The organism is Chryseobacterium sp. C3 (assembly GCF_014218905.1).
In the GTDB taxonomy this organism is placed as follows: Bacteria; Bacteroidota; Bacteroidia; order Flavobacteriales; family Weeksellaceae; genus Chryseobacterium; species Chryseobacterium mucoviscidosis.
Genome location: NZ_JACLCU010000005.1, coordinates 66550 through 92050, shown reverse-complemented (window position 1 = coordinate 92050; position 25501 = coordinate 66550). Strand labels below are relative to the sequence as shown.

Below are 25501 nucleotides of genomic sequence, written 5' to 3'. Positions count from 1 at the left end.
ATCCCTCCATGAAAAAAATATTATTAGCTTTCTGTATTTCCGCAGGAATTTTATCTTCTGCGCAAATAGGTATAAAAACATCCACTCCGAAATCTACTCTTGATGTAAACGGTGATGTTAATTTAAGAGATAAATTATCTGTTTTCAATCCTACGGATAACAGTATTTCACAGGGAAATAACGATCAGATACTTGTTTCGCAGGGAGCAGGAAATCCTCCGATCTGGAAGTCTCTTCGTATTCCGGAATATGAACCGAATAAATTTTATTTAATTTTTAATAACTCTTTCTCAGATAAAACAGGGATTACTTTTTCCAGTACGGAAGAATCTTCCAATGGAACAAGCAGATCTACAACCCTTGTAAAAGATACAGATTTCAGCAGTTTAAATCAGTTTAAAAAAATAGCATCTTTATCTCAGCCATTCTTTGTTTACAGTACAGAAAGTAAAACCTACTTCCAGTTTGAAACAGTGGTTCAGGCTGCGTTTCCAGCCAATGGGACGACCGATATTTCTATTGATTATGCATGCGGAATTTTTGTAGACGATAAGCTTGTGAATCTAAGACAGAGAAATATAAAGGCAAGTAGTGCTACCAATACTTTTATTACGCATAACCAGATCGGGATGGTGCAGAACCTTACCAAAGGGCAGCATACAGTGAGTGTAGCATGTTCCAGATTAAAATCGTACAATACTACGGCAAATTTAGGTATCGGTATTAATGTGTCTTCAAATATCGACAGCTTTATCACACAATCCTCGCTTAAAGTGGATGTTTACGAAATACCGCAAGTATTTAATTCAATCTTAAACTAAATCATGAAAAAAATAGCTTTAGTAATATTTTCTATATTCTCATTAGGATATTATGCCCAAGTCGGTATAAAGACTGCAACACCTGTAGGATTACTTGATATCAACGGGGATCTGAACATCAATAAAGAAATGAGAATGGGCGGAACAAATACCGTAAAAGGTTCAGCCGGAACAGCCGGAACCATTTTTCATAATAACTCGGATCTTGCAGTTAACGACTGGAAGAGTGTGAAAATTGCAGACGGACAGGGAAGTATGTCTTTATTTTCCATGAATACGGTGTCGGATCAGACAGGAGTAACCTTCAGTGGAAATAACGGTTCTACTTCTCCTTATGCAGAAAACTCTGCGCTTACTTCAGATTGGACAGTAATTACAGGAGCTCAGGATACGTATTCGGTAACCAATACCACTAATAAAGTTGTTTTTACGTTTCAGACAACTGCTCAAAAGACCAATAATTCAAACTCGTCTTCAGGTTTTGCGTGCGGAATTTTTGTGGATGATCTTTTAAAAGCAGTAAGAACCGATGTTTTAATCGGGACAGACGGTTCCTATAAAATTTATAACATGAACACAACACTTACGAATGTAACTCCGAAAAACAATTATAAAGTGAAGGTTGCCTGTACAAAAAGGAACCTGAACAGCGGAACTCTGGGAATAGGAACAGCAGTGAATACCAACTTTCTGAATTCCGATATGTCTCAGTCTGTTTTAACAACGTCTGTTTTGCAGCCTTATTAAAAACAGATTATTTTTCATAAATTAGAATCTAAAAGCGAAAGTTTTTAGATTTTTTTATTTTAAAGTGATATTTATTTAATGATTTTAAGGCTGTGATAGGAGAAAATAAATTATATTTGACGGCATTAAAAATTAATAATATGACCAAAAATTACATCCTGTCTACTTTTGCTGCAATTGCCCTTGGTTTTGTGGTTTCTTGTGACAATACAACGGAAGATCCGCCGAATCAGAACAAGAATACAACATCCGGAACTACGATTACAGGTCCCAGAATTTTATCCAAAGTAAACAATGGGACAAAAGATCTGGAAGAGTATGTTACAACAGGAGGAGCGCTTTCTCAGGTTTTTGTAAGAGATGCTGCGTCCAGCAATACGCTTACTTCTACCGTAACTTATTCGGGAACTACAATTTCTCAGATAAAAATTCAGGATAATGTAACTCCGCACGTTACAGATAATACTTACGCACTTACGTATACAAGCGGAAAATTATCCGCATTTACGATGGATCAGACTGTTATGGGAGTAGCTAACCACAGTGATTTTACAGTATATTATGATGCAAACGGAGTGCTGTACAGAATTGTTGAGAAGAAAAAAATGGCAGGAAGTACTTCCTATACTCATTATACAGAACTTAAATTTACCTTTTCGGCAAACAATATCGTAAAAGCAGATTACACCACGATGTTAATGAGCGGAGGAACTCCTACGGCTTCCACGGCATCTACCACTTCTTATCTGTATGAAAATTATGATGTTAAAGTAAACCCTTATACTACGCTTCCGAAGGAATATTTTATGGTATCTTCCACTATGACGCAGCTCAACTCTTATATGCTGTCTGCCAATAATGTAGGGAAAGTTACGATACAGAATCCTGCCGGCGCTGCCATTTCTTATCCTAAAGGGTATCTGTATGATTCACAGAATTATCCGGTTTCAGATCAGAGTCAGACAATTAAATATATCTATAAACCGTTATAAAGAAGAATTATCTTTTACTAGTTTTATGATAATATGAATAAAAACGTGATTTTTATTCAAAAAAAAATTATATTTGTGAAAAAATAAATAATCCCCTATTGGAATGAAACGACTTTTTTATTTTGTTTTACTATTGGTAGGTATTTCTACAATTCATTCTTGTAAAGATTTATTGGATGAAGACGGAAATCCTCTGGTGGATATTAATGACAATACAGGACTGAATGGTCCGAGAGCTTTATACAGAGAGATCACAGACTCAGATACTTTAGCAACCTATTATTACAATGGTCTTCAATTGTCTAAAGTGGTAACAGACAGTATGAACTCTACTACAGATTTAGCATGGAGCGGAGATAAGGTAAGCAGAATCGATTTCAGAGGATTTTTAGATCTTGACGGAAACGGAGATTTAGATAAAGACAGCGTGATCTTTACACAGCAGTTTACTTACGGAAGTACAGGAAGAATAGAAACCATCTCAGAAAACAGATCTTTCTTCAAGAGAAGTACTACAGCTCCATATACTCCTTTAGTACCGGGACCACAGACGCTTTATAAAAAGACAAAGACACTTTATACCTTAAAGTATGCTGCGGCAACGGCAAAACTGGATTCAATTATCATGAGAAACGGACCTGAAGCTTCAGGAACTCCATTTGTATATACCTCTTATTCAAAAACAAAGTATGAATATACAGGAGATAATGTTTCTAAAGTAACAAGAAATTACGGACCAATGGGATCAACTGGTTCGTTTGGTTCTCCGACAACTAAGCTAGGATATGAGTTTACAAATTATGATACGAAAATCAATCCGTTTACTTTAATTCCGAATGCGTACAAAATTTCAAGACTGTTATCAACGGAAGCGAATGATGTAAAAAGCTGGATTTTATCACCAAACAGCCCTCAGAGATATTCCGTTACGGATTTAGGAACCCCAATTCCTACACCGGTTGTATTCTCCACGAATTACAACTACGATGCACAGACTTATATGCAAAAAGGATATGGTGTAAATTACATCTACAAACCATTGTAAAAATTTACAATTAAAATAATAAAAAACTCAATCTTCATGAAGGTTGGGTTTTTTTATTTGAAATCCTTTAATTTTGCAAAAAATTTCTCAATGAAATATTTAATAGTCGGTCTTGGAAATAAAGGCGCAGAATACGAAAATACACGTCACAATATAGGTTTTAAAGTTGCAGACAAATTAGCGGAAACCATGGAAGTTTCTTTCAATACCACCAATTTCGGCTGGATGGCAGACGGAAAATACAAGGGAAGAAGAGTCTTGGTCTTAAAACCGGATACTTACATGAATCTTTCCGGAAACGCAGTTCGTTACTGGATGCAGAAAGAAAACATTCCTCTGGAAAATGTTCTTATCGTAACAGACGATCTGGCTTTGCCTTTTGGAACTTTAAGGATGAAAGGAAAAGGTTCAGATGCAGGACATAATGGACTGAAAAACATCAATGAAGTATTGCAGACACAGAATTATGCCCGTCTGCGTTTTGGAATTTCTGCCGATTTCTCGGAAGGAAGACAGGTAGATTATGTTTTGGGAACCTGGAATGAAGAAGAAAATGAAAAACTTCCGGAAAGAATTGAAAAATTCTCCAAAGCGTGTCTGTCATTTGTATTCGCAGGAATCAACAATACGATGTCTGCATTCAACGGAAAATAATTCTCAGAAATAATATGTCAAAAACCTCCGGAAATGGAGGTTTTTTGTTATTTGTACACTACAATATCTTTTATGATCTTCTTTTCGAAAAAGTTTCTTTCATTAAGTGTAAAACGATAATTATGTTCCTGCTCAAAAAATTCTATCGGAGTTACAGGAGCTGTGTCTGCTTTCCATTTAATCACAAAACTTACTTCATTCGGAGAATTTACCTCTTTATCTGAAAACCTGAAAATTGTACTTGGAATCGCATTTTCCTGATCTTCTTTAATGTCGGATTTTGCTTTCTTAAACTGAAGCTGCGTCATGTCTTTCAGCAATAAAGAAAAAGGTTTTCCAATATATTTTTGCTTATTGGTTTCGAACTTTTTTGCGTAAGCTAAAGTATCTGAAACTGGTTTTTGAGCATTTAAAGCCGTATTAATAAATAAAAAGAATGTTACCCCAAATATATTCAACAGTATTTTCATGAAGAGAAAATTAAAAATCAAAAGTAAGATTTTACAGGCTATTTTCTTTGACTATTTTTAAAAAAAAACTGTTTAAATAAAACAAAAGACCACCGAAATCCGATGGTCTTTGCGATTGTACTCTTAAAGCTAATTTCCAACCAATTTATCTAAACTATAACATTTCTTATGCTAACCAGGTTACAACGCCTGTTTCTACATCATAATTGGCTCCCACGATCTTAATTTTTCCTTCCTCTTCAAGTTTTCTAAGGGTAGAACTCTGCTTACGGATATCATCAATCGCATTAATTACGTTGTGCTGATTCAGTCTTTCCAAAAGATCTGCATTGGCAGAAGAGCGCTCTTCTCCTTCTTCGATAATATCATTGATAATCGGGTTGAAGTGGTTGATCAGGTGGTTAAGGTTATCCATTCCCAAACCTTCGATTTTTGCTGCATCAAGACCGCCTTTTAAAGCGCCGCATTTTGTGTGTCCCAATACTACTACAAGCTTTGAACCTGCAACGTTACAACCGAATTCCATAGATCCTAAAATATCCTGATTAACGAAATTTCCCGCAATTCTGATGCTGAAAATGTCTCCCAATCCCTGATCGAAGATAAGTTCTGCAGAAGTACGGCTGTCGATACAGCTTAATACTACCGCAAAAGGCCATTGTCCTTCACGGGTTGCGTTTACCTGCTCCAAAAGATCTCTGTTAGCCTTTAAGTTATTTACAAATCTCTGGTTTCCTTCCTTTAAAAAGTTTAATGCTTTTTCAGGAGTAATCGTTGATTGCGTTTCGGATGTATGTGCTTTCATATAATTTTTATTAAATTGAATTTTTTAAAGGTATAAAATTTATTGTTTTGAGCTTACATTGCTCTTTTATGCGTAACTAAAATGTGAGATTCTTCGTCTCTTTCATAATCTCTGTAAGACGTTTTAAATCCTAACAATTCAACCGTAATGTCTTCTTCTTTTGCACGGATATTGGCAAAATCCTGAATCATTTCCAGAACATCGGTTGCTATATAAGATGTTTCTCTTGCATCAATAATTACTTTAGAATTCGGTTGAATGTTTTTCAATGTTTTTTTGATAGCCGCTTTATTCAGGAAGGAAACTTCTTCCGCCAGTTTCATTTTTATTTCATCTGCATCATCCAGCTTCTCACGGCTTAAATAATAAGCTCTCTTCATATTTCCCTGAAGAATATAGAATACTGAAATAGCAAGACCTATTCCAACACCTTTTAACAAATCGGTTGCCACAACAGCCACCACCGTTGCAATGAAAGGAATGAACTGAAACTTTCCTAAATGCCAGAAATGTTTAAACGTAGCAGGTTTTGCCAGTTTATAACCTACCATAATTAATACTGCTGCCAAAGTCGCCAGTGGAATTAAATTTAAAACTACCGGAATCGACAGAACGCATATTAGCAATAAAATTCCATGAATAATGGTTGATAATTTTGAGGTTGCTCCCGAATTGGCATTTGCCGAACTTCTTACCACCACAGAAGTCATCGGAAGTCCGCCGATAAATGAACTTATTAAATTTCCGATTCCCTGAGCTTTTAGTTCCAGATTGGTATCGGTAATTCTTCTCTGTACATCAAGCCTGTCGGAAGCTTCAATACAAAGCAGAGTTTCAATAGAAGCGACAATAGCGATTGTTGCTCCTGCAATCCACACTTTCGGATTGGTGAATCCGTTAAAATCCGGCATGGTCACAAGGTTTTTAAAGTCATCAAAAGACTGTGGAACGGGCAGAGAAACCAAATGCTGGGTCTGGATTTCCAATGAGCTTCCTGTCATTTTAAAGATCTGATTCAGGATAATCCCTGTTACAACGGCAACCAAAGCTCCCGGAAGCATTTTAATTCTTTTAAGAGCCGGAACTTTGTCCCAGGTAATCAGAATCGCTACCGAAATTAAGGTAATAATGATCGCACCCGGCTGAATTGCTCCGAATAATTCTGTAAAATATCCGAAATTAAGACCATTGTCGAATATAGATTCATGTCCTTCATAATCCTTATCAAATCCCAAAGCGTGGGGAATCTGTTTCAGAATAATGATAATTCCGATGGCAGCAAGCATTCCTTCGATAACGTTATTAGGAAAATAATTGGAAATACTTCCGGCTCTTATAAATCCTAAAATCAATTGCAGCAATCCTGCAATAATTCCGGCACAAAGAAAAAGTTCGAATGCGCCAAGATCTGTAATGGCAGTTAAAACAATGGCCGTTAATCCCGCTGCAGGACCTGAAACGGAAATATTCGAATTACTGATGGATCCTACAACAAGACCTCCCACGATTCCGGCGATGATTCCGGACAAAGGCGGGGCTCCAGAAGCCAATGCGATCCCTAAACATAAAGGAAGCGCTACTAAAAATACCACGAGTCCTGAAGGGAAATTCTCCTTAATTCCTCCGATTAATGATGTTTTTTTCATGATGAAAATGCTGTGAATAGTGATCTGTTTTTATGAACAGACCGTTGTAAAGTTTGGAAAATGTAATTTTTAAAGCACGTGTTTATTCAATATCAATGGTATGACAAAGAATAGCTATCAAAAAAATCTAACGGTAAAAATTACGCTTCCGGAGGCGGAGAAAATATGGTAAGCAATGGAGACAGATGAAAAGAATCGTCTATCAGTACAAACGATCTGTCTTCCAGTGAGGGTTCATAAAACTTCAGATAATCGAAAACATCAAAAGTTTTAGGAAGTGTTTTTTCGTAAACTATAAAAGTCGAGGGGTGGGAATGTGGCTCTTCTTCATTAATTACTACATTTGTTCTTGTAAGATCCCAACCGAAAACTTCGGCAATACTCGGTAAAGCCGTAAAGTTGAGAAAAAACAGTAATGTAATAATACTCCAGAGTTTCATTTTACATTCTTTATATAAAAATTATTTGGTCTTTCTGCTCATTACCCAGTCTGAGCTGGTAAGGTTATAAATTTTCTGGATATCTTTTAATATTTTCTCAAAATCGATCTCCAGATCGATGATTTTTCCGGTTCTCAGATCGAAAACCCAACCGTGAACTACGGGATATTCCTCTAAAATATATCTTTCCTGTACACACGCCATTTTGATGACGTTAATGCACTGTTCCTGTACGTTAAGTTCTACCAGTCTGTCGTAGCGTTTGTCTTCGTCTGTAATAGAATCCAGTTCAGCCTGATGCAATCTGTATACATCGCGGATGGTTCTTAACCACGGATTCAGCAATCCTAAATCCTGAGAAGTCATCGCTGCTTTTACGCCTCCGCAGTTATAATGTCCGCAAACAATGATGTCTTTTACTTTAAGGTGTTCCACGGCATACTGAATAACGGCTGTAGAACTCATATCCAGAGTATTCACCACATTGGCAATATTTCTGTGGACAAAAACTTCTCCCGGTTTGGCTCCCATCAGTTCTTCTGCAGTCGCGCGGCTGTCTGAACATCCGATGTAAAGATAATTCGGATGCTGTGTCTTGGCAAGATCATGAAAAAACTCCGGGTTTTCCGCGATTTTAGACTCTACCCATTTTCTGTTGTTTTCAAAAATAGCTTTGTACGACTGTGACATAAGAGCTTTTTATAAGGATTAATTATTTATTTGGTTTAAATTAATTTCAAAATCAATAGACCAAATCGATAATGATGCAAAAATATAATTTTTGATGAGATTCTAAATATTTTTAACAAAGTTTAATATTAAAATATGCTTAAAATCATAAAAGAGGTCATAAAATTATGTTTTTTTATATGGTTTGATGATTCTATGCTAAAATTACAAACAATTTGATGAAGATAGCTAAAATATTTTTATTTATCAGATCTTATTATTAATATACCCTTCAGTTGCGTTTTCAGATTCATAAATTTTTGCCGGATTACCCATCACGACAGAATTTTCAGGGACATCAAAATTTACGTAGGCATTTGGCGCGATAAGAACATTGTTTCCGATGGTAATTCCTCCCACGATAACGGCATTGGTTCCAATCCATACTTCATCTCCAATAGCTGGAAATCCCTGATTTTTTCCACGATTCTGCTGTCCGATGGTTACGCCTTGTGCAATATTACAGTTTTTTCCGATTTTAGTATTGGGATTAATCACAAGACTTCCCCAATGTCCAAGATAAAAACCTTCCCCGATTTCTGTTTCGGGATAGATCTGGAAGCCGTACTTAATCTGATAATGTCTTAAAACCAGTTTCCAGAAAATATTCAGCAACGGCGTTTTTAGATATTGCTGGCTTTTTCTTAAAATATAAATAAAATGAAGGTTCGGATTGATGCATTTTGCCCAGATCTGAAATGGAGAAAGCCATTTTCCGCTTTCCCGGTAAAAATCTTTCTGAAGAATGGAATAGTTTTCTGCCATACCACAAATGTAATAATTCTACAGGTTTAAATTTTTAATCAGTTACAATTCATCCACAATAGAAACAATTTTGCTTACGGAATTTTTCAGATTAAAAGGCATTTCATAATTCATAAGTTTTTCCGGATATTTGTTGAAAAACTCAGGTTCAGATAATGCTTTCTTCATTCCGTTATAAATTCCTTCTTCAGAATTTTCCACAATGAGACCCAATTCACCATCGTTTAACATTTCATTGGCTCCCGAAACGTCAGTAGAAATAATTTTCTTTTTCAGGGTAATGGCTTCAAAAAGAACAGTTGGAAAACCTTCATACCTCGAACTTAAAATATAAAAATCAGCATTTTTAAAATAAGGATAAGGATTGTCTGTAAATCCTAACATGGTTGCTGTTTCATCAATGCCAAGCTCGGATTTTAGTTTTTTAATGTTTTCAAAATCATATCCGTCGCCAACAATTAAAACTTTGTGCTGAAAACCTTCATCCAAAAGTTTTTGATGAACTTTCAATAACCTGTCGAATCCTTTTTGTGGAAAAACAGTTCCGACTGAAATAAAGGTAGGAACATTCTGATCAAACTGATAGTTTATAACTGGAAGGTCTGCTTTGGCAAGAAACTCTTCGGTGTCTAAAGGATTGTAGATCTTTACAATTTTTTGTTTTTCAGTTTCATTTTTTGCCAGACTTTGGAAAAGCTGCTGTATCTTTTCAGAAATCACCATGATTTTGTCAAACCCAAAAAACTTACGGATCTCATCATTGGTATAGCCTTTCACCTGTGAAAGATCATTGTGAATCCAGACGATTTTTTTTGAACTTTTTAAAGGAGATCCTAAGATTTCATCCCGCATTCCGTGGATGGCTGCGAATTCGATGTCGTACTTTTTATTTTTTAGCTTTCCTTTGTAAAGAAGATTTGGGAACTTTTTCAGTATTTTTTCATGAATGACTCTTGCTGCTTTTCTCGGAATTTCGTGAGGACGATTCGTGGTTATCATTTCGCCTTGATGAAGATGCAGAATATTGATCCAGCCGGGAACTTCAGGCAGATATTTTCCTGAATTCAGATTCAGCAGCAAATCAATCTCATACTTATCGGAAGGCAGATTTTTCAAAAAAGTCACCAAAACTTTTTCCGCGCCACCGTGACGCAGAGAGCCTATACGGATGAGAATTTTCTTTTTTTCAGACATTTATTTCTTTACGGGTTTGTAAACATGAGGAATGTTTTCTTTAATGTAAGCTTCAAGTTTTGCTCTTTCAGGTTCAAGTTCTCTCGGGTACATTACATTGTTTTCCAGGGCTTTATCTCCGTATTGTTCCACTGTGCAGATAAATTTTGCCGGAGTTCCAGCATAAACAGAATTGTCGGGCATACTTGAATTGAGTACGGAACCGGCTCCCAAAATACAATTGTCTCCCATCTGTGATCCGGGAAGAAAAATACAGTTGTTTCCTACAAAACAGTTTTTCCCCAGCTTTATCCTGCCAAAATTTCTTGCATCCTGATATTTTTCCATGCTTCGGATGACGTACATTGCACCATCATGATTGATGAATTTGCAGCCTGCCGTAATTTTTGTCCTGTCTCCGATTTCAATTAAAAAAGGTTCTGAACCAAAATCCGGAGCTTCCACAAAAATTACATCTTTCCCCACCTTCAGTCCTCTCGCAACAGAAATTTTAATATAAATCTTCTGAATGATCTTTTGATAGGTGGTATGAATTTTCAGAATAAGACGGTAAAGGAAAATCATTGTTCTTTTTTTGCTAAATTAATAATGATATTTTCTACAGCATTAAAAATCTTCTGATTATCAAACTGTTCTTCAATATTGATGAGATTTTTCTTGATTTCGGCAATTAATTCGGGTTCTGTAAGAAATTTTTTCATGGATTCATACATCTCTTCCGTTTCATAATTGATGAGGTAGCCTGTCTTTCCGTGTTCTATCATTTCAGGAATTCCTCCTACGTTGGTTGAAATAATTGGTTTTTGAAGGATCAGACTGTCGGCAATAATCAGAGGCCAGCTTTCAGATTCGGATGGAAGGATGAAAAAATCTGCATTTTTTACATATGGATAAGGATTCATAGAAGATCCTAATAATTTAAAACTGTCTGTAACACCAAGATCTTCTGTCTGCTTCTTTAAATTACTCATTTCTTCACCGTCACCGATCACAATAATGTGATGATCAAAACCATCTTTCAGTAATCTTGCGTGCGCTTCCATGAGTTTATGAAAACCTTTCCGGCTGTGAAGTCTCGCAACAGAAACGAAAACAGGTTTGTTTGGTAAGTCAGGTTTAAAAGCTAAAGCTTTCTGTTTTAATTCATCAATAGGAATCGCATTTAAGATAACCTGATTTTCGGGAATTTTAAGATCAGGATAGGTTTGAATTAAAATATCTTTTGTTTGTTGGGAACCGAAAATAAAATAGTCAAATTGAGGAATCTGCTTTAAAATTTCAGGAACCAAAGGCTGAAGTTTCGGCAGAGTAATATCGGAGTGAAACCAGCCTATTTTCTTTGATTTTTTATTAACAGAATGGAGAACCGCAGAAAAAGCAGCGTAAGTAGGAGCTATTTCTACATCATATTCATCATTAAGAATTTTCTGAGCGATGGAAGGATTTCTCAAAGCATTCTGAAGTCTTAATTTTCTTTTTGCTAACTGTAGTTTTTGGATAAGCGGATTTTTTGAAAGATCTTCTCTGCCTTCAGTAAGGTAAACTTTTCTTACATGAGTGGGAATTTCGTTTCTCAGCTCTCCCTGATTCATATTTAAACAGATCGTCATGTCGAATGTATCTTTGTTAAGATGATTCAACATACTTAAAACTACTTTTTCCACACCGCCCATTTCCATAGAACGATGCCTGAAAAGCACTTTTATTTTATTATTTTTCGTCATTAACTAAAGATTTGTTGGGCAAATATGATCAGTTTCTTTTTAATTTTAAATGCAATGGAATTCTGATATTCTAAAAGTCTGTAGATTTCCTGAGAACTGTTGTACTCTTTCGGGATTGTCTTTCCGTTTATGGAAGATAATTTTCTGCGTTTCATGGTATTGAAAATGACTTTGGCAAAATATTCCCTCGATTTGGGGCGGTTGTCATTTTGAGAAATACCTCCGGAATGAAGCCTGTAAAGATAATTTACCTCGTTAATAAATTTTACCTTACCTTTTTCATACATTTTTAAATATAAATCCTGATCTTCAGCAATCTTCATTTCCGTGTTCATTTTTTCCGTCTGATTATAAATGCCCTTTCTGAAACACACGAAATGCACAATATTTACAGGGCAGTTGAAAAAAAACGGACTGTTATTAATAACCTGCTGAGCGATTTTTGGAACCTCCAGAATTTTCAGATTTTCATCACATTTTGCAAATTTGCTGTAAGTAAGAACAACATTTCGTTGCTTTTGAAAAATTTTTATGCTTGAAGAGAGCGCATTCGGTGTAATAGCGTCATCAGGATCTACAAAGCCGCAAATATCACCTTCTGCCAGTTCAATCAGTTTGCTTTTTGTGATTCCTACACCGCTGTTTTCTTCATTTCTGTAAATTTTAAAACGTTCATCACTGCCGGTTAATTTTTTAATTACCTCCACGGAATCGTCTGTAGAAGCGTCATCCAGAATAATCGCTTCCCAGTTTTTGTAATCTTGTGCTATAATAGAATCATAGCATTCTTTAAAGAATTTTCCATTGTTGTAATTGGCAATCAGAACAGAAAACTTCATCTTATTGTGTTAATAAATTTTTACAAAGATAATTATATCCTAAAGATAACAGAAAAATCTTTATTTTTGTGGCTTAAATTTAACACAGTGAGCGAAATATCCAGAGTTCTCAAAACGTTTATAGCCTATCTTAAAAGACCGGATCTTTACCCTGAATTGGGACGGAAGATTGTAAAAAATACCGTAAACCGGGGAAATGCATTCAAAGGAAAGGAAAAAACCAATTCTTGGGCAGCTTCCCGAGCAATTTCTCAAAAACAGGCGGTTTTTCAACTTTTCGGAATTGATATTGAGCCTTTTCAGGCTGAATTCGCTGAAGTTTTAAAAGATTCTCAGAAAAGACAGGACGATTGCCCTATTAAAATGGGTGGAGCAGGAGCTTTGGAACTGATTTATTATTCATGCGAATTTACCAACGCTAAAAATGCCGTTGAAACAGGTGTTGCTTATGGTTGGTCTTCTCTGGCTGCTTTACTTTCATTAACGAAGATAAACGGGACTTTGTACAGTTCAGATATGCCGTATCTTGCGCAGGACGGCGATCAGTATGTGGGATGTATTGTTCCTGAAAATCTGAAATCTCACTGGAAATTATTCCGTTTTGCAGACAAAGAATCGTTACCGAAAATCTTTGCAGACAACGCATCTTTTGACGTTGTACATTATGATTCTGATAAGAGTTATAACGGGAGATTCTGGGCTTACAACGAATTGTATAAGCATTTGAGAAAAGGCGGAGTTTTTATTAGCGATGATATTGGAGACAATTCTGCTTATCAGGATTTCTGCGAAAAAAATAGTATTGAAACTACGGTAGTAGAATACGAAGGAAAATACATTGGTGTTTTTGTTAAATAAAAACTTTTAAATGTATTTTTGATTCGTGAAAATTAGTCAGATTACATTTACAAGATTTTTAGCCGCAATAGCAATTGTAATTTTTCATTATGGTGATGGCGCTTTCGTTTATAAAATAAAATATATATCGGAGATTTTTGCTAAGGCGAATATCGGCGTAAGTTATTTTTTTATTCTTTCGGGATTTATAATGATCGTTGCTTATCATAGCAAAGAAAAAATAAATTATATTGATTTTTACCGCAACAGGGTCGCAAGAATTTATCCACTTTATGTGGTTGGATTGCTTCTCTATTTGTTGATTCGGTCTCAGGAAACTGCTTTTTTCCCGATTATTGCATATTTGTCTGGTGTTCAGAGCTGGCTTCCTGGTAAAGCTTTAATTTTGAATTTTCCGGGATGGTCGATTTCAGTAGAATTTTTCTTTTACCTGATTTTTCCTTTTTTGTATAATTATATTTACTCAAAAAATTATAAATTCATCTGGATTACTGCTGTTCTCATCTGGATTGCCACTCAGGTTTTTTGCAACTACTTCATGTTCTCCGGATTGTATGAAGGAAGGTATTCCAAAAGTCATGATTTTATTTCATACTTTCCGTTGCTGCATATTAATGAGTTTCTAATCGGAAATCTCGCAGGAATATTTTTTATTAAAAATTGTAGACAAAGAAACTATGACTGGGCAATGATACTGGTTTTCAGTTTAATATTATTGGCACTTCTTTTCGTTCCTCTATATTTTCATGATGGATTAATGGCGGTGTTTTTTGTTCCACTGATTGTTTTAATCTCCCTGAACAATGGTTTTTTAACCAAAATGATGTCTTTAAAGCCTTTGGAATATCTGGGTGAAATAAGTTATGCCATTTATATCGTTCATATTCCTGTTTTATTTATTTTAAGATCGTTTCTATATGATTATTTCAGGATATATGATAAAAGTATGATCTTCTGGATTTATATTCCTGTTTTAATAATTATTTCAGGTGTTTTTTATCAACTGATAGAAAAACCTTGCAGAGATTATTTAAAGAAGATAAAATTCGGATAAAAATATTTACTTTTGTTAAACATAAATGAATAAATTATGACAGAAATGCTGTTCCCTTTTCCTATTTTCGTTCCTGATAATAGCTGTTTATCAATATATTCTGCATAAGTTTTTCTTAAAATCTTCAATTTAAAAGAATACTATGCTATTTAATTCTATTGGTTTTCTAATTTTTCTGCCAATCGTTTTTATACTTTATTGGTTTGTTTTTAATAAAAAGTACCAACATCAGAATGTACTTGTTCTGGTAGCAAGCTTCTATTTCTATGCCTGTTGGGACTGGAGATTTCTTTTTCTGCTGATGTTTTCTATTGGGCTGGATTTTGTTTCCGGTATTATGATCGAAAAAAGCAAAAGCAAAAAAGAATCCACATTTTGGTTAGCACTCAGTATTATTATAAATCTGGGCTTTTTAGGTTTTTTCAAATATTATAATTTTTTTATAGAAAGCTTTTCAGAACTTTTTGGAAGTTTTGGTTTCCACATCAATATCTGGCTGTTAAAAATAGTCCTTCCTGTTGGAATTTCTTTTTATACGTTTCATGGTCTTTCTTATGTGATTGATATTTATAAAAAGAGAATTTCTGCGGAGCGGAATTTTATAGATTATGCTGTTTTTGTAAGTTATTTCCCTTTATTGGTAGCGGGACCTATTGAAAGAGCAACCCACCTTTTGCCACAGATTCAGAGAAAAAGGACATTTAATTATGAACAGGCTGCAGACGGAATGCGGCAAATTCTCTGGGGCTTTTTTAAGAAAATGGTTATTGCAGACAATTGTGCGCCTCTGGTAAATGAAATTTTCGCACATTATCACACCGAAAGTGCCAGTAATCTGGTTTTGGGAGCCATACTTTTTGCTTTTCAGATTTATGGTGATTTTTCGGGGTATTCTGATATTGCTCTTGGAGTTTCCAGACTTTTTGGAATAGAGCTTCTGAAGAATTTTGCTTTCCCTTACTTTTCAAGAGATATTGCAGAATTCTGGAGAAGGTGGCATATTTCTCTTTCTTCATGGTTCAGAGATTATCTTTATATTCCTTTAGGAGGGAGCAAGGGCGGACTGATAATGAAGATCCGCAATACTTTCATCATTTTTTTAGTCTCGGGTTTCTGGCATGGAGCTAACTGGACATTTATCATCTGGGGCGGATTGAATGCTTTGTATTTTATGCCTCTTTTACTGATGGATAAAAACAGGCAAAATCTTGAAGTTGTTGCCATGGATAAATTTTTACCTTCTATCAGGGAGATTTTTCAGATTTTAATTACCTTTTCTCTTACCTGTTTTGCATGGATTTTTTTCCGCGCGGCATCTGTTTCTGAGGCTGTTTCTTATATTGGGAAAATTTTTAATAAGACGATTTTTTCAGTTCCTACTCATTTTCCATATAAAGTAATGGCTCTTATTGGAGTAATGCTTATTGTTGAATGGCTCAACAGAAGCCGCTTTCACGGTTTGGAAATTGAAAGATTTCATCCGTGGCTGAGAAGAGCTATGTACGCAGTGATTATTTTTATCATTTTCCGGTATGCTAATTTCGGGAATAATGAATTTATTTATTTTCAGTTTTAGTATGAAAAAATTTTTGTTCAAATTATCATTTTATCTGGTAGGCTGTGCTGTCGTTTTGGCTGTTCTCGGCTCTTTCGCAGATGGAAATACAGACGATAATTATATGCATTTCGCAGTAGAAAAGCCTGAAAATATTATTTTGGGAGATTCCAGAGGTTCTCAGGCTGTTCAGCCGGATATTTTAGAAGGTAAGCTTCATAAAAAGTTTGATAATTTCGCCATCAATGTCGTTCAGTCACCTTACGGAAAAGTTTATCTGGAAGCTCTAAAAAGAAAAATTAAACCGAATACAAAAAATGGCGTTTTTATACTGACTGTTGATCCCTGGAATTTATCTGTCAATAAATCATTTGATGAGTCTAAAGATTTTCCGGAAAAAGAAAATTCTCCATTAGGAAATATGTACAGCTATGATATGTCGCCTAATTACGAATATCTTTTAAAGAATTATCCAAGAAGCTGGTTTAAAATTTTTAGCGAAAGAGAAGAATCGGGAAGATCCAATACTTTTTTACATAAAAATGGATGGCTTGAAGTAAATGTAAGCATGGAAAAAGATTCTGTACAAAAAAGAGCAGAAGCCAAGCTGAAATTTTACAAAGAAGATCTTGCTAAAACACAGAAAATATCTGCAAAAAGAATTCAGGCACTGGAAGATATGATTACATTTCTAAAAGATAAAGGAAGTGTATATCTTGTAAGAATCCCTGCTTCGGGTGAAATTATGAATGTTGAAAACAGATATAGTCCTGATTTCAGTCAACGTATAGAAACTATTTCAAAAAGATATCATGTAGTGTACTTTGATTTTTCTTCAAAAGCTGAAGATTATATTTACACAGACGGAAATCATATGTATAAAGAATCCGGAAAAGTTTTTACCTCACAAATTGCGGATTCTATACTTTCGAATACAAAGCAGTTAAAATAAATATTCTCTGAAATTAATATTGTAAAGCCCGGAACGAATGCTTCTGTAATCTGTAAAAAGATATTTGATGATCATTCCCCATTTTTTCAGAGTGGGAGTCAGAGCAATTTCGTAGCTTCTGTGCATTCTTTTGATGTGTAATTTTATATCTTCCGGAATGGTGTTTTCCTTCTGTGCCCATTCGTTTACTTCTTTCCACAGCAGAACCCGGGTTATGGCAGGATTTACTTTTTTAGAATCTACTGCTGTAATTCTGTTACTCTCGTGAACGCCTCTAATGGCAACAGCTTTATCCAAAATTCCCGGATAAAGATCAAGATAATAAGATAATCTGAACAAGAATTCTGTATCCTGATGAAGCCTTAAATGCGTTTTGAAAAAAGGATTGAGCTTTCTGACCATAGATTCTCTCCTGATCGTTAAACAATCGATACTGAAAAGCCCAAAGCTTCCTCTCATATTGAGCTGACCCGGAAAAACGTCTCTGGGATCGTGCTTCTTATAAACGGTAGTTAAATTATCCTTAAAAAGGCTGTAATGCTGTTCTTTTGCTTTTTCAGAATAGTAATGAACTCCTAAAGCACCATAAACACCTTCTACTTTTGGATCTTTAAATAATTCTTTTTCGGCGTCAAAACGATTGGGAAGATAATAATCATCTGCATCCAGAAAAGCAATAAAATCTCCTGTTGCTTTTTCCAGACCTAAGTTTCTTGTTTTTCCCGCTCCGTGATTTCCTTTGTCGGGATGCTGAAAAAGCTTTACCCGATCATGTTTTTCTGCTAATTTTTCACAGACTTCTAAAGCATTATCCGGAGATTGATCTTCAATTAAAATAACCTCATATACTTCCTCAAACTGAAGAGCGGATTCCACAGCTTGGGTTACATATTTTTCGGCGTTGTAAACGGGAGTTATGACGGAGATTTTCAATTTAGCTCTATGTTAATTGGTTTTATAATCCAGTTGTCCTGGAATACATTTGAAAAGTCACTTTTCTGAATGACTTTATTATGCACTCTGCTGTATATTTCAAATTTATTATCATTGAAAAAGTTGAAAAGATCATCAGGAGTGTAAGAGCCTTCTTCCGAAATCCATTGTCTGTCATATTCCAGAAAAATGACAGGTCTGTTTTTCAGAATGATTTCTTTATTTCCAAGAATTACAACAGCTTCATACCCTTCAACATCTATTTTCATGAGATCAAAATGAATTTCTCCAATTATGTTTTCCAGTGTATCTGTTTTTACGGTTATTTTATTGGTATGCTCATTAGCTCTGTCTATAAAAGAACTTGCTCCGGCATGATCCTCAATAAAATTGAATTCCTTGGTTTCCTTTCTATTACTTATTCCTAAATTAAAAGTTTTTATGTTCTTAATATTATTTTTCGCAATACTTCTGTTAAACTGTTGATATACTTTGGGAATAGGCTCGAAGGCATATATTTCTTTGCAGTACGAGCTTAATATTAAACTGTGCTGACCGATGTTCGAACCTATGTCCAGCATTATTTTGCCTTTATCCAGCTCATTGTACATATCGTCGATAATGTCTTTTTCATAAATACCATTTTTAAAGATCATCATGTCAACAAATCCGAATTGTCTGTTTAGAATTATTTTGGTTTCTTTTTCTCTATATTTTATGGTATATGTGGTAACGCTGTCCAGATAAGATATATTTAATTTTCTTTTCACAAAATTTACAATACCTTCTTTAAATAAAACATTATTAAATTTTTTAACTGTATTCATGGATATTATTTTATCGGATAAATTTTATACTTCTGTGTTCTGCCTGTAAATATATAAGTTTTTTCTCTTCAATACTTTTATTGAGATTTTTTACCAATGCCTGCGGAGTGAGATAGTCATTATAATAATCTAAAACATTTTTTCTCATTGCAGCAATTTCCCGCTCCTGAAAAGTGAAAATTTCATTCTTAAGAATTTGTTCTAAATGATGAAGATCTTCAAATACAATTGCATTTACTTTATGTTTAAGATTAGGATACATTACTTCTGCATATTCTCTTTGTATAAGAGGAATAGTGCCAACTGACATTGCTTCAATCACGTTATGACAAAGCGGCATTACGACTCCGGGACAGCATAAATAAAAGTTGAAATAGGAGAGTAGCTCTCTAATGTCCTCCATCTTTATAGGGTAGTTTTCCTTGACCGCAAAAACATATTTTTCATCTAAATTTTCGTTTGGAGAAACAATATCTTTTTTACCGTAAATTGAAATAAATTTTTCTTTTTTCTGAAAAAAATCCAAAAGACTAACTCTTGTTTCCACTGTAAAAGCAGTTCTTTTGATATCCAAATAAGCTTTAGCGTCAAAATTTCCGTAGCAGAAAATAGAATTAAATCTCTTTCTTTCTGTATCAATTTTATGATTCCAGATCTCTTGATTGTACATAAAAGGATGAAAGCTCATAGGAACATGAAAAGCATTTTCATCAGTATTATTATGTTCGAAATAAGTGGAAAAATAATCAGGACTGAACATTTTATCATTTATTTCAATACAGTTTTCAGGAAGATCTTTTTTGTGAATGCTTAAAAAGTTTTTTTCCCGGACAATAAGTCCCAAATAGCGGTCTTTATTTCTTAAATTTCTGAATCTTGCAAAATTCATGGGATACACAATATGATATCCTGAAAGCTGGTAGAATTTAACCAGTAAATAAAAAAAGCGATGATAAAGATTCGGATTTTCAAAATTGATTAGCAATGTTTTATCGTTCTTTGGCGGATTGTAAAACTTTAATTTCACATAAGCCAGAGAATCGCTCACAAGTCTTTTGATCTGGTTAATTCTTTTATTCATCATGAGGATTGTTTAAAGCGTGAAACCGATATCTTGTTTTCAGAAATTCAGGATATTGCAGTGCTGTAACCAAAAATGAAAGCCATTTTTTTAATCCCTTCTGATTCGCTATTTTAAAACTGAAATAGTCCAAAGCTATTTTTTTTGTATATTCTTTTTCTAAAGAATTCGCTTTACTCCATAAATAAACAGACTCATTGTAGAGTAAGCTGTTTTTGTAAAATTTTGAAGAATAAGGTTTTATCTTGGTAATTCTGTTATCATCATGTATTCCTCTTATAGCAACAGCCTGATCGATAATTCCGGATTTTAAATAACATAGATATGCCAGTTTAAGGTTGAAATCAGAATCCTGATGTACTCGGAGATTTACATTAAAACGAAGATGAACTTTGTCTAAAGCAGATTTTCTTACTGTTAAAGCATTCAGATGAAAAAAAGAGCCAAATGTTTTTGAAGTTAAGCCCAACAAACCTCTGAAAACATCTCTTCCTTCCGCAGGATAATTTACGGTGGTAAGATTAGATTCCTTAAATTTCTGCTGAAATTCCTGTTTGCCTTTTTCCGTTAAATATTCCACGCCAATTGCTCCAAAAACACCATCGATTTTAGAATCTTTTAAAATTTCTTTTTCTGCATCAAAACGGTTGGGAAGATAATAATCATCTGCATCCAGAAAAGCAATAAAATCGCCGGTTGATTTTTCAATTCCTAAATTTCTTGTCGCTCCTGCTCCATGATTTCCCTCATCGTAATGCCGGAATAATTTAATTCTGGAATTTTCTGAGGTTAGCTTTTTACAAATTTCTAAAGAATTGTCAGTAGAACAATCCTCTGCCAAAATAATTTCTTTTACCTCATCAAATTGCAGAGCAGATTCTACGGATTTTCTCAAAAATCCGGAAGCGTTATAAACGGGGATGATCACAGAAATATTCAGGTTCATTCTTTTATTTCTAAAATGATACTTTCTTGATAAGATTGAGCAAATTCCTCCGGAATATCGAAGGATTCCTGGCTTTCCGCTTCATTAACATGACGTCCTTCGATCGCAATTTTTTTTGTAGCTTTTCTCAAAAACCAGATGTATTCAATATCAATATGTCCGATATCGATTGCCCAATAATTGTCTTTAGCCAGATCGTAAGCCAAAATCGTTGCGGAGGGACCTAAAGCCGCCAAAATAAGTCTGTCTTTTCCAAATTCCGCTGCTGCTTCAAAAATTTTATCATAACATCTGAATGCATTCTTTTCGGGACAGATAATCCTTTTAAGAGAGGCTGCATTGTCAAACAGATCATTTCCTACTCCCAATCGGGAATACCTTCCTTCAATGATCAGTATATCTTTTCTATCCCATATTTTTTTTAAGGATTGGATGATATCTATATTTCTTTTTTCGGATTTGTCTTCATAGCCAAGATAAAATCTCGTGATGAATGAATTTCCGTAGGTTTTGTTTTGATCTAAAAAAGGAGAAATTCTGGAACCGTAATTGTTAATGAATTTTTTCCACCAATATTTGGTAATAATATCAAATGAGCGTACCGTAACAAGTGGTTCAGGAAGACAAACCAAATGGTTTTTAAGGTCTGAACCTATCACTTCACGCATTTTTTCACGAATTCTCTCACTATTTTCCTGAAATTCCAGTTCATATTGTGGCAGCATCAATCTGAATTCTCCATCTCCGAATCTGCTTACCGAACGACGGTTTTTAACAATCTCCTCAATCGTCTCTTTTATATTCAGAATACGATATAAAGGGAATTCTGCACGAAGTTTCCGGGTATTGAAAAGCCATTGATAATAGTAGAAACGGGAAGTGATTCTTTTTTGCAGACTCATGATTACAGATATTTTTCGTTGTTATGAGCCCAAAGAGCCAACTGCAAAAGACACCAGTGTTTGTAATCTTTGGTCAGTAAATTCTGTGTAGCCTTAAAATCAATATAATTAAAAATCTTTTGGTTAGGATTTTTTAACAGTTCATCGGAAAAGCGAAGAAGGCTGTCTTCTGTAAACCAGTTTTTTACATTCATTCCGAATCCCTGTTTATGTCTTTTTCTGATGGTTTCCGTCCAGTAAGAACCCATCGATTCGCGAAGGATAATTTTATCGTTATCGTTACTAAGTTTAAGATTTTCCGGAAGCTGAATGCAGAATTCGGCAAAATCCAGATCAAGAAACGGTGTTCTTACTTCTAAAGAATTTGCCATCGCCATTCTGTCGGATTTTACCATCATATTCGAAGGCACAAAATCCTCGATATCCAGTCGCATGATATCATTTAATGAATCCGGATCTGGGATAAAACTGTAAGGCTGATCATAATCCGAATGCAGTCCTAAAGACTCTCTTTCTTGCTTTGAGAAAGCTCTTCTAACATAGTTTTGGTGAAAATCGAGAATATTTTTGTTTTCAATATTCTGTTGACTGATAAAAGAGATAGGTTTTATTTTCTGATATAGTTTTAATCCAAACTGCGCAATAATATTTTTGTAACTGAAATGATTTCTCAGTTTATTTTCAATGGTGTAGAAGTTGTAGCCGCCGAATAATTCATCTCCTACATCTCCAGAAAGGACAACGGTAAGATTTTTACGCGCATTTCTGCAAATTTCAAAATGTGGAATGGAAGAATAATCTGCAAAAGGTTCATCAAAAAAAGGAGAAGTTTTTAAAAGAGCTGTTACCAGATCTTCTTTTTTTTCGTGAACTTCAATGTGGTTGGTTTGGTATTTATCGGCTATTTCTTTGGCATATTTCAGTTCGCTGTCTTCATGATCGTAGCCAAAACTTATGGTTGTCTGTTTGGGTAAAAATTCGGCAACAAGTCCTACAATGGAAGAAGAATCTAAACCTCCACTCAGAAAACTTCCTACTTCAACATCGGCCACAAGCTGTTTTTTCACAGCATTTTTCAAAAGATATGCAAATTCTTCTTTGGCATCGGATAAACTTATGGTTCTGTCTTTTTTGGGAAGACTGTAATATCTTGAAACGGATATTTTGCCGTCTTTCCAGATCAACTGATGAGCAGGAGGAAGCGCATGAATGTTTTCGTAAATACTTTGGTATGTACTTACATAGCCATGCTGAAGATAGTGGGAAAGAGCTGAATTATCTACTTTCGGACGAATTAATCCGGAAGCAAGAATGGCTTTGATTTCTGAGGCAAAAATAAATTCATTATTGTTCCCGATAGCGTAATAGAAAGGTTTTTCCCCAAAACGGTCTCTTGCGCAGAACAGTTCCTGCTTTTCGTTGTCCCAAATAGCAAAAGCAAACATTCCCGGAAGATCGTGGATGAGGTTTTCTTTTTTCCTCTGATACATGGCAAGAATGACCTCCGTATCTGAACTTCCGTGGTAAGGATATTCGGGGTAATGTGTCTTAATATCTTGATAACCATAGATTTCACCATTCAGAACAATACACTCTCGTTTTGTGGAAGAAAACATAGGCTGTTTTCCGTTTTCGGAAAGATCAATAATAGAAAGTCTGCGATGTCCTAAAGCTGCATTTTCGTAAAATTCAAAATGAGAAGAATCCGGACCGCGATGCGCAATGGCATCGGTCATTTTTTTCAGTTCTTCCTGATAATTTCTGGCGTTGTTGGTAATGATTCCCGCTATTCCGCACATACCTTTTAATTTTAATTGATCTTACTTATTTTTCGCAATAGAAAATATCTTCATCAGGATTAAGACCAAATTTTTTATATTTTTCCGAAATATTTATTCTTTTTACTTTAAAACCAACACTTTCCAGCCTTGATACATAATCCTGTCCGTAAATTCTCACATGATCGAACTGCCCGAATAATTCTTCTCTTTTATTTCGATCGGTGATGGTGAAATCTTCATGGGTCTGCTGATTATTTTTTGAAATAGGAACCTGCAAAACAGCATGACCTCCCGGTTTTAAGACTCTGTGAAGTTCCTTCATTGCTTTCGTATCTTCAGGAATATGTTCTAAAACATGATTGCAGATGGCAAGATCAAAATGATCATCTTCATAAGGAATATCCATCACATTCATATTTTTTACATGACTTGGATAATCGTATCCCTTTGTAAATAAATCTCCGCAGATGTATTCTTTTACATTTGATTTTAAAAATATATTGGAAAGCTTCGGTTCCGGAGCAATGTGAAGAATGCTGAAATTTTTGTTGTCTGTAACTTTCAGTTCTTCAATTAAAAATGCATATAAAAGTCTCTCTCTGTCTCTTGAATGGCATTTGTAGCATCCTGCTGCACGTCTTCCGCCGCCAATTACCTGTTTGTCTCTTAGTACTTTAAGATCATGTCCTACCACTTCCAGATCTTTAGAATCGTAACCGCAATAGGGACAGTGATAGGTGGAACCTGAATGGGAAAGTAGTTTTATTTTGTTTGCAATTTTATTTATCATTTTAAGTATTTTTAAATATTGAATATGGATTTACAGGTTCAGAAATGAGGGCGATTTCTTTTCCACGATATTTCTGAGTTCAGTTAATTTTTTTTCCTCGGAAACGATTTTCTTATATTTTGATGCTAACTTCTGATAGTTATTTTTCTTTCCGGTAAACATATTTTTTAGCATACTTTGTTTGAGTGCTTTTTTCTCTGCCTTAAGAGAATCCGGAATAGAGGGATTCATGATATTGGTTTCTATTCTGAGGTCTTCGTATTTTGTATAATCGACCTTAGACAGAGACTGTTTTCCGTCATGTACCACTTTGCTCTCAGGAACAAGTAACGTTTTCTTTTTGTGGAATAAAATGCGGTTTACATATTCTAAATCTTCGCCGTAATGAAAAAAATAAGGGTTGAATCCTCCTACCACGTCAATGGTTTCTTTGGGTAAAAACCAATGAGCAGCATTGATGAAGCTTATTTCGTAAAAGGGCTGTAAAGTCTGGAAATAGAGATCAGAGATCAGTCTTGTTTCAAAATTATGGGCAATGTATTTATCAAGAAAAATATCCAGTTTATTTCCGGTTCCGTCGATATGCATCGGGCTCAGTATGCCTATTTCTTTTTTGTCGGGATGGAGATGGTAAACATTCAGAAGTTTTTCCACACTGTCGTTAAAAATCCATGCATCCTGATTCATCAGATAAAAAAAATCAGCTCCCTTTTGATAAGCTTTTTCGATTCCTATGTTGTTAGCTTTTCCAAATCCTAAGTTTTTTTCGGACTGAATCAATTCAACTTCGGGAAAATTGGACGTAATAAATTTTTGTGTGCCGTCTGTAGAACCATTGTCTACCACAATACAGTGAACAGGAACAGAAGACTGCCTTAAACTGGTAAAGCATTTTTCTGCCCATTTCATGGCATTGTAGGTAACAATAATAAAATAAATTTTAGGCATTTG

The 25501-nt window shown here is 34.9% G+C and carries 27 protein-coding genes; 9 read left to right on the top strand and 18 right to left on the bottom strand.

The annotated features are described in order from the left end of the window. Positions 1 to 8: 8 nt before the first annotated feature. The 5 genes from H6W53_RS12315 to pth all read left to right on the top strand — a co-directional run bounded on the left by H6W53_RS12315 (position 9) and on the right by pth (position 4259). On the top strand, positions 9 to 821 hold the full coding sequence (locus H6W53_RS12315; RefSeq protein ID WP_185207197.1) for a hypothetical protein: 813 nt from the start codon (positions 9 to 11) through the stop codon (positions 819 to 821). Between the two features lie 3 nt (positions 822 to 824). Further along, complete coding sequence (locus tag H6W53_RS12310; protein WP_185207195.1) at positions 825 to 1568, top strand: hypothetical protein; 744 nt, start codon at positions 825 to 827, stop codon at positions 1566 to 1568. A 140-nt stretch (positions 1569 to 1708) separates the two neighbouring features. Next, a complete protein-coding gene (locus tag H6W53_RS12305; protein ID WP_087708715.1) occupies positions 1709 to 2560 on the top strand; it encodes a hypothetical protein in 852 nt (283 codons plus the stop codon). A 103-nt stretch (positions 2561 to 2663) separates the two neighbouring features. After that, positions 2664 to 3605, top strand: coding sequence for a hypothetical protein (locus H6W53_RS12300; RefSeq protein ID WP_185207193.1), 942 nt, complete (start codon positions 2664 to 2666; stop codon positions 3603 to 3605). Positions 3606 to 3695: 90 nt separating this feature from the next. Beyond that, positions 3696 to 4259 (top strand): aminoacyl-tRNA hydrolase, encoded by a 564-nt coding sequence (gene pth, locus H6W53_RS12295; protein WP_087708796.1) that lies wholly within the window; start codon positions 3696 to 3698, stop codon positions 4257 to 4259. 47 nt (positions 4260 to 4306) lie between these two features. On the opposite strand, the gene H6W53_RS12290 is transcribed toward pth, so the two are convergent. The 10 genes from H6W53_RS12290 to H6W53_RS12245 form a co-directional block, all read right to left on the bottom strand. Further along, positions 4307 to 4729, bottom strand: a complete 423-nt coding sequence (locus H6W53_RS12290) for a hypothetical protein (RefSeq protein ID WP_185207191.1) — start codon at positions 4727 to 4729, stop codon at positions 4307 to 4309. 166 nt (positions 4730 to 4895) lie between these two features. Beyond that, positions 4896 to 5534 carry a carbonic anhydrase family protein gene (locus tag H6W53_RS12285; protein WP_076391687.1) on the bottom strand — a complete coding sequence of 213 codons (639 nt, stop codon included), beginning with the start codon at positions 5532 to 5534 and terminating at the stop codon, positions 4896 to 4898. A gap of 53 nt (positions 5535 to 5587) precedes the next feature. After that, complete coding sequence (locus H6W53_RS12280) at positions 5588 to 7180, bottom strand: SulP family inorganic anion transporter (protein ID WP_185207189.1); 1593 nt, start codon at positions 7178 to 7180, stop codon at positions 5588 to 5590. A 140-nt stretch (positions 7181 to 7320) separates the two neighbouring features. Next, a complete protein-coding gene (locus H6W53_RS12275) occupies positions 7321 to 7620 on the bottom strand; it encodes a hypothetical protein (RefSeq protein WP_185207187.1) in 300 nt (99 codons plus the stop codon). A gap of 21 nt (positions 7621 to 7641) precedes the next feature. Beyond that, a complete protein-coding gene (locus tag H6W53_RS12270) occupies positions 7642 to 8310 on the bottom strand; it encodes a carbonic anhydrase (RefSeq protein WP_185207185.1) in 669 nt (222 codons plus the stop codon). A 246-nt stretch (positions 8311 to 8556) separates the two neighbouring features. After that, complete coding sequence (locus tag H6W53_RS12265) at positions 8557 to 9114, bottom strand: serine acetyltransferase (RefSeq protein ID WP_185207183.1); 558 nt, start codon at positions 9112 to 9114, stop codon at positions 8557 to 8559. Between the two features lie 42 nt (positions 9115 to 9156). Then, positions 9157 to 10308, bottom strand: coding sequence for a glycosyltransferase (locus H6W53_RS12260; RefSeq protein WP_185207181.1), 1152 nt, complete (start codon positions 10306 to 10308; stop codon positions 9157 to 9159). Then, positions 10309 to 10872, bottom strand: coding sequence for an acyltransferase (locus H6W53_RS12255; RefSeq protein WP_087708728.1), 564 nt, complete (start codon positions 10870 to 10872; stop codon positions 10309 to 10311). Further along, on the bottom strand, positions 10869 to 12032 hold the full coding sequence (locus H6W53_RS12250; protein ID WP_185207179.1) for a glycosyltransferase: 1164 nt from the start codon (positions 12030 to 12032) through the stop codon (positions 10869 to 10871). Before H6W53_RS12250 ends, H6W53_RS12255 begins: the two co-directional genes overlap by 4 nt. After that, positions 12032 to 12871 (bottom strand): glycosyltransferase family 2 protein, encoded by an 840-nt coding sequence (locus H6W53_RS12245; RefSeq protein WP_087708731.1) that lies wholly within the window; start codon positions 12869 to 12871, stop codon positions 12032 to 12034. Before H6W53_RS12245 ends, H6W53_RS12250 begins: the two co-directional genes overlap by 1 nt. A gap of 87 nt (positions 12872 to 12958) precedes the next feature. Between H6W53_RS12245 and H6W53_RS12240 the strand changes: the two genes are divergently transcribed. The 4 genes from H6W53_RS12240 to H6W53_RS12225 all read left to right on the top strand — a co-directional run bounded on the left by H6W53_RS12240 (position 12959) and on the right by H6W53_RS12225 (position 17290). Further along, on the top strand, positions 12959 to 13729 hold the full coding sequence (locus H6W53_RS12240) for a class I SAM-dependent methyltransferase (protein WP_185207177.1): 771 nt from the start codon (positions 12959 to 12961) through the stop codon (positions 13727 to 13729). Between the two features lie 25 nt (positions 13730 to 13754). Next, complete coding sequence (locus tag H6W53_RS12235; RefSeq protein ID WP_185207174.1) at positions 13755 to 14783, top strand: acyltransferase family protein; 1029 nt, start codon at positions 13755 to 13757, stop codon at positions 14781 to 14783. Positions 14784 to 14925: 142 nt separating this feature from the next. Then, positions 14926 to 16359 carry an MBOAT family O-acyltransferase gene (locus H6W53_RS12230; RefSeq protein WP_185207172.1) on the top strand — a complete coding sequence of 478 codons (1434 nt, stop codon included), beginning with the start codon at positions 14926 to 14928 and terminating at the stop codon, positions 16357 to 16359. 1 nt (position 16360) lies between these two features. Continuing rightward, positions 16361 to 17290, top strand: a complete 930-nt coding sequence (locus H6W53_RS12225; protein WP_228457794.1) for a hypothetical protein — start codon at positions 16361 to 16363, stop codon at positions 17288 to 17290. Here H6W53_RS12225 and H6W53_RS12220 read toward each other — a convergent pair. Genes H6W53_RS12220 through H6W53_RS12185 form a run of 8 tightly spaced genes read right to left on the bottom strand, consistent with a single transcriptional unit; the run spans position 17282 to position 25498 of the window. Further along, positions 17282 to 18223, bottom strand: a complete 942-nt coding sequence (locus tag H6W53_RS12220; RefSeq protein ID WP_185207168.1) for a glycosyltransferase — start codon at positions 18221 to 18223, stop codon at positions 17282 to 17284. The two genes, H6W53_RS12225 and H6W53_RS12220, sit on opposite strands and share 9 nt — an antisense overlap. Continuing rightward, positions 18220 to 19050 (bottom strand): FkbM family methyltransferase, encoded by an 831-nt coding sequence (locus H6W53_RS12215; RefSeq protein WP_185207166.1) that lies wholly within the window; start codon positions 19048 to 19050, stop codon positions 18220 to 18222. The genes H6W53_RS12220 and H6W53_RS12215 overlap by 4 nt, the downstream gene beginning before the upstream one ends. 10 nt (positions 19051 to 19060) lie before the next feature. Beyond that, positions 19061 to 20134, bottom strand: coding sequence for a hypothetical protein (locus H6W53_RS12210; protein WP_185207164.1), 1074 nt, complete (start codon positions 20132 to 20134; stop codon positions 19061 to 19063). Next, positions 20124 to 21077 carry a glycosyltransferase family 2 protein gene (locus tag H6W53_RS12205; RefSeq protein WP_185207161.1) on the bottom strand — a complete coding sequence of 318 codons (954 nt, stop codon included), beginning with the start codon at positions 21075 to 21077 and terminating at the stop codon, positions 20124 to 20126. Before H6W53_RS12205 ends, H6W53_RS12210 begins: the two co-directional genes overlap by 11 nt. After that, the gene (locus H6W53_RS12200; RefSeq protein WP_185207159.1) at positions 21074 to 21979 is read right to left on the bottom strand and encodes a GT-D fold domain-containing glycosyltransferase; all 906 of its coding nucleotides are present in this window, start codon (positions 21977 to 21979) and stop codon (positions 21074 to 21076) included. The genes H6W53_RS12205 and H6W53_RS12200 overlap by 4 nt, the downstream gene beginning before the upstream one ends. Before the next feature lie 2 nt (positions 21980 to 21981). Continuing rightward, entirely contained in the window at positions 21982 to 23778 is a 1797-nt protein-coding gene (asnB, locus tag H6W53_RS12195; RefSeq protein ID WP_185207157.1) for an asparagine synthase (glutamine-hydrolyzing), read from the bottom strand. Between the two features lie 25 nt (positions 23779 to 23803). Then, positions 23804 to 24550, bottom strand: a complete 747-nt coding sequence (locus H6W53_RS12190; protein WP_116547441.1) for a class I SAM-dependent methyltransferase — start codon at positions 24548 to 24550, stop codon at positions 23804 to 23806. Positions 24551 to 24580: 30 nt separating this feature from the next. Further along, a complete protein-coding gene (locus H6W53_RS12185) occupies positions 24581 to 25498 on the bottom strand; it encodes a glycosyltransferase family 2 protein (RefSeq protein WP_185207155.1) in 918 nt (305 codons plus the stop codon). Between the last annotated feature and the right edge of the window lie 3 nt (positions 25499 to 25501).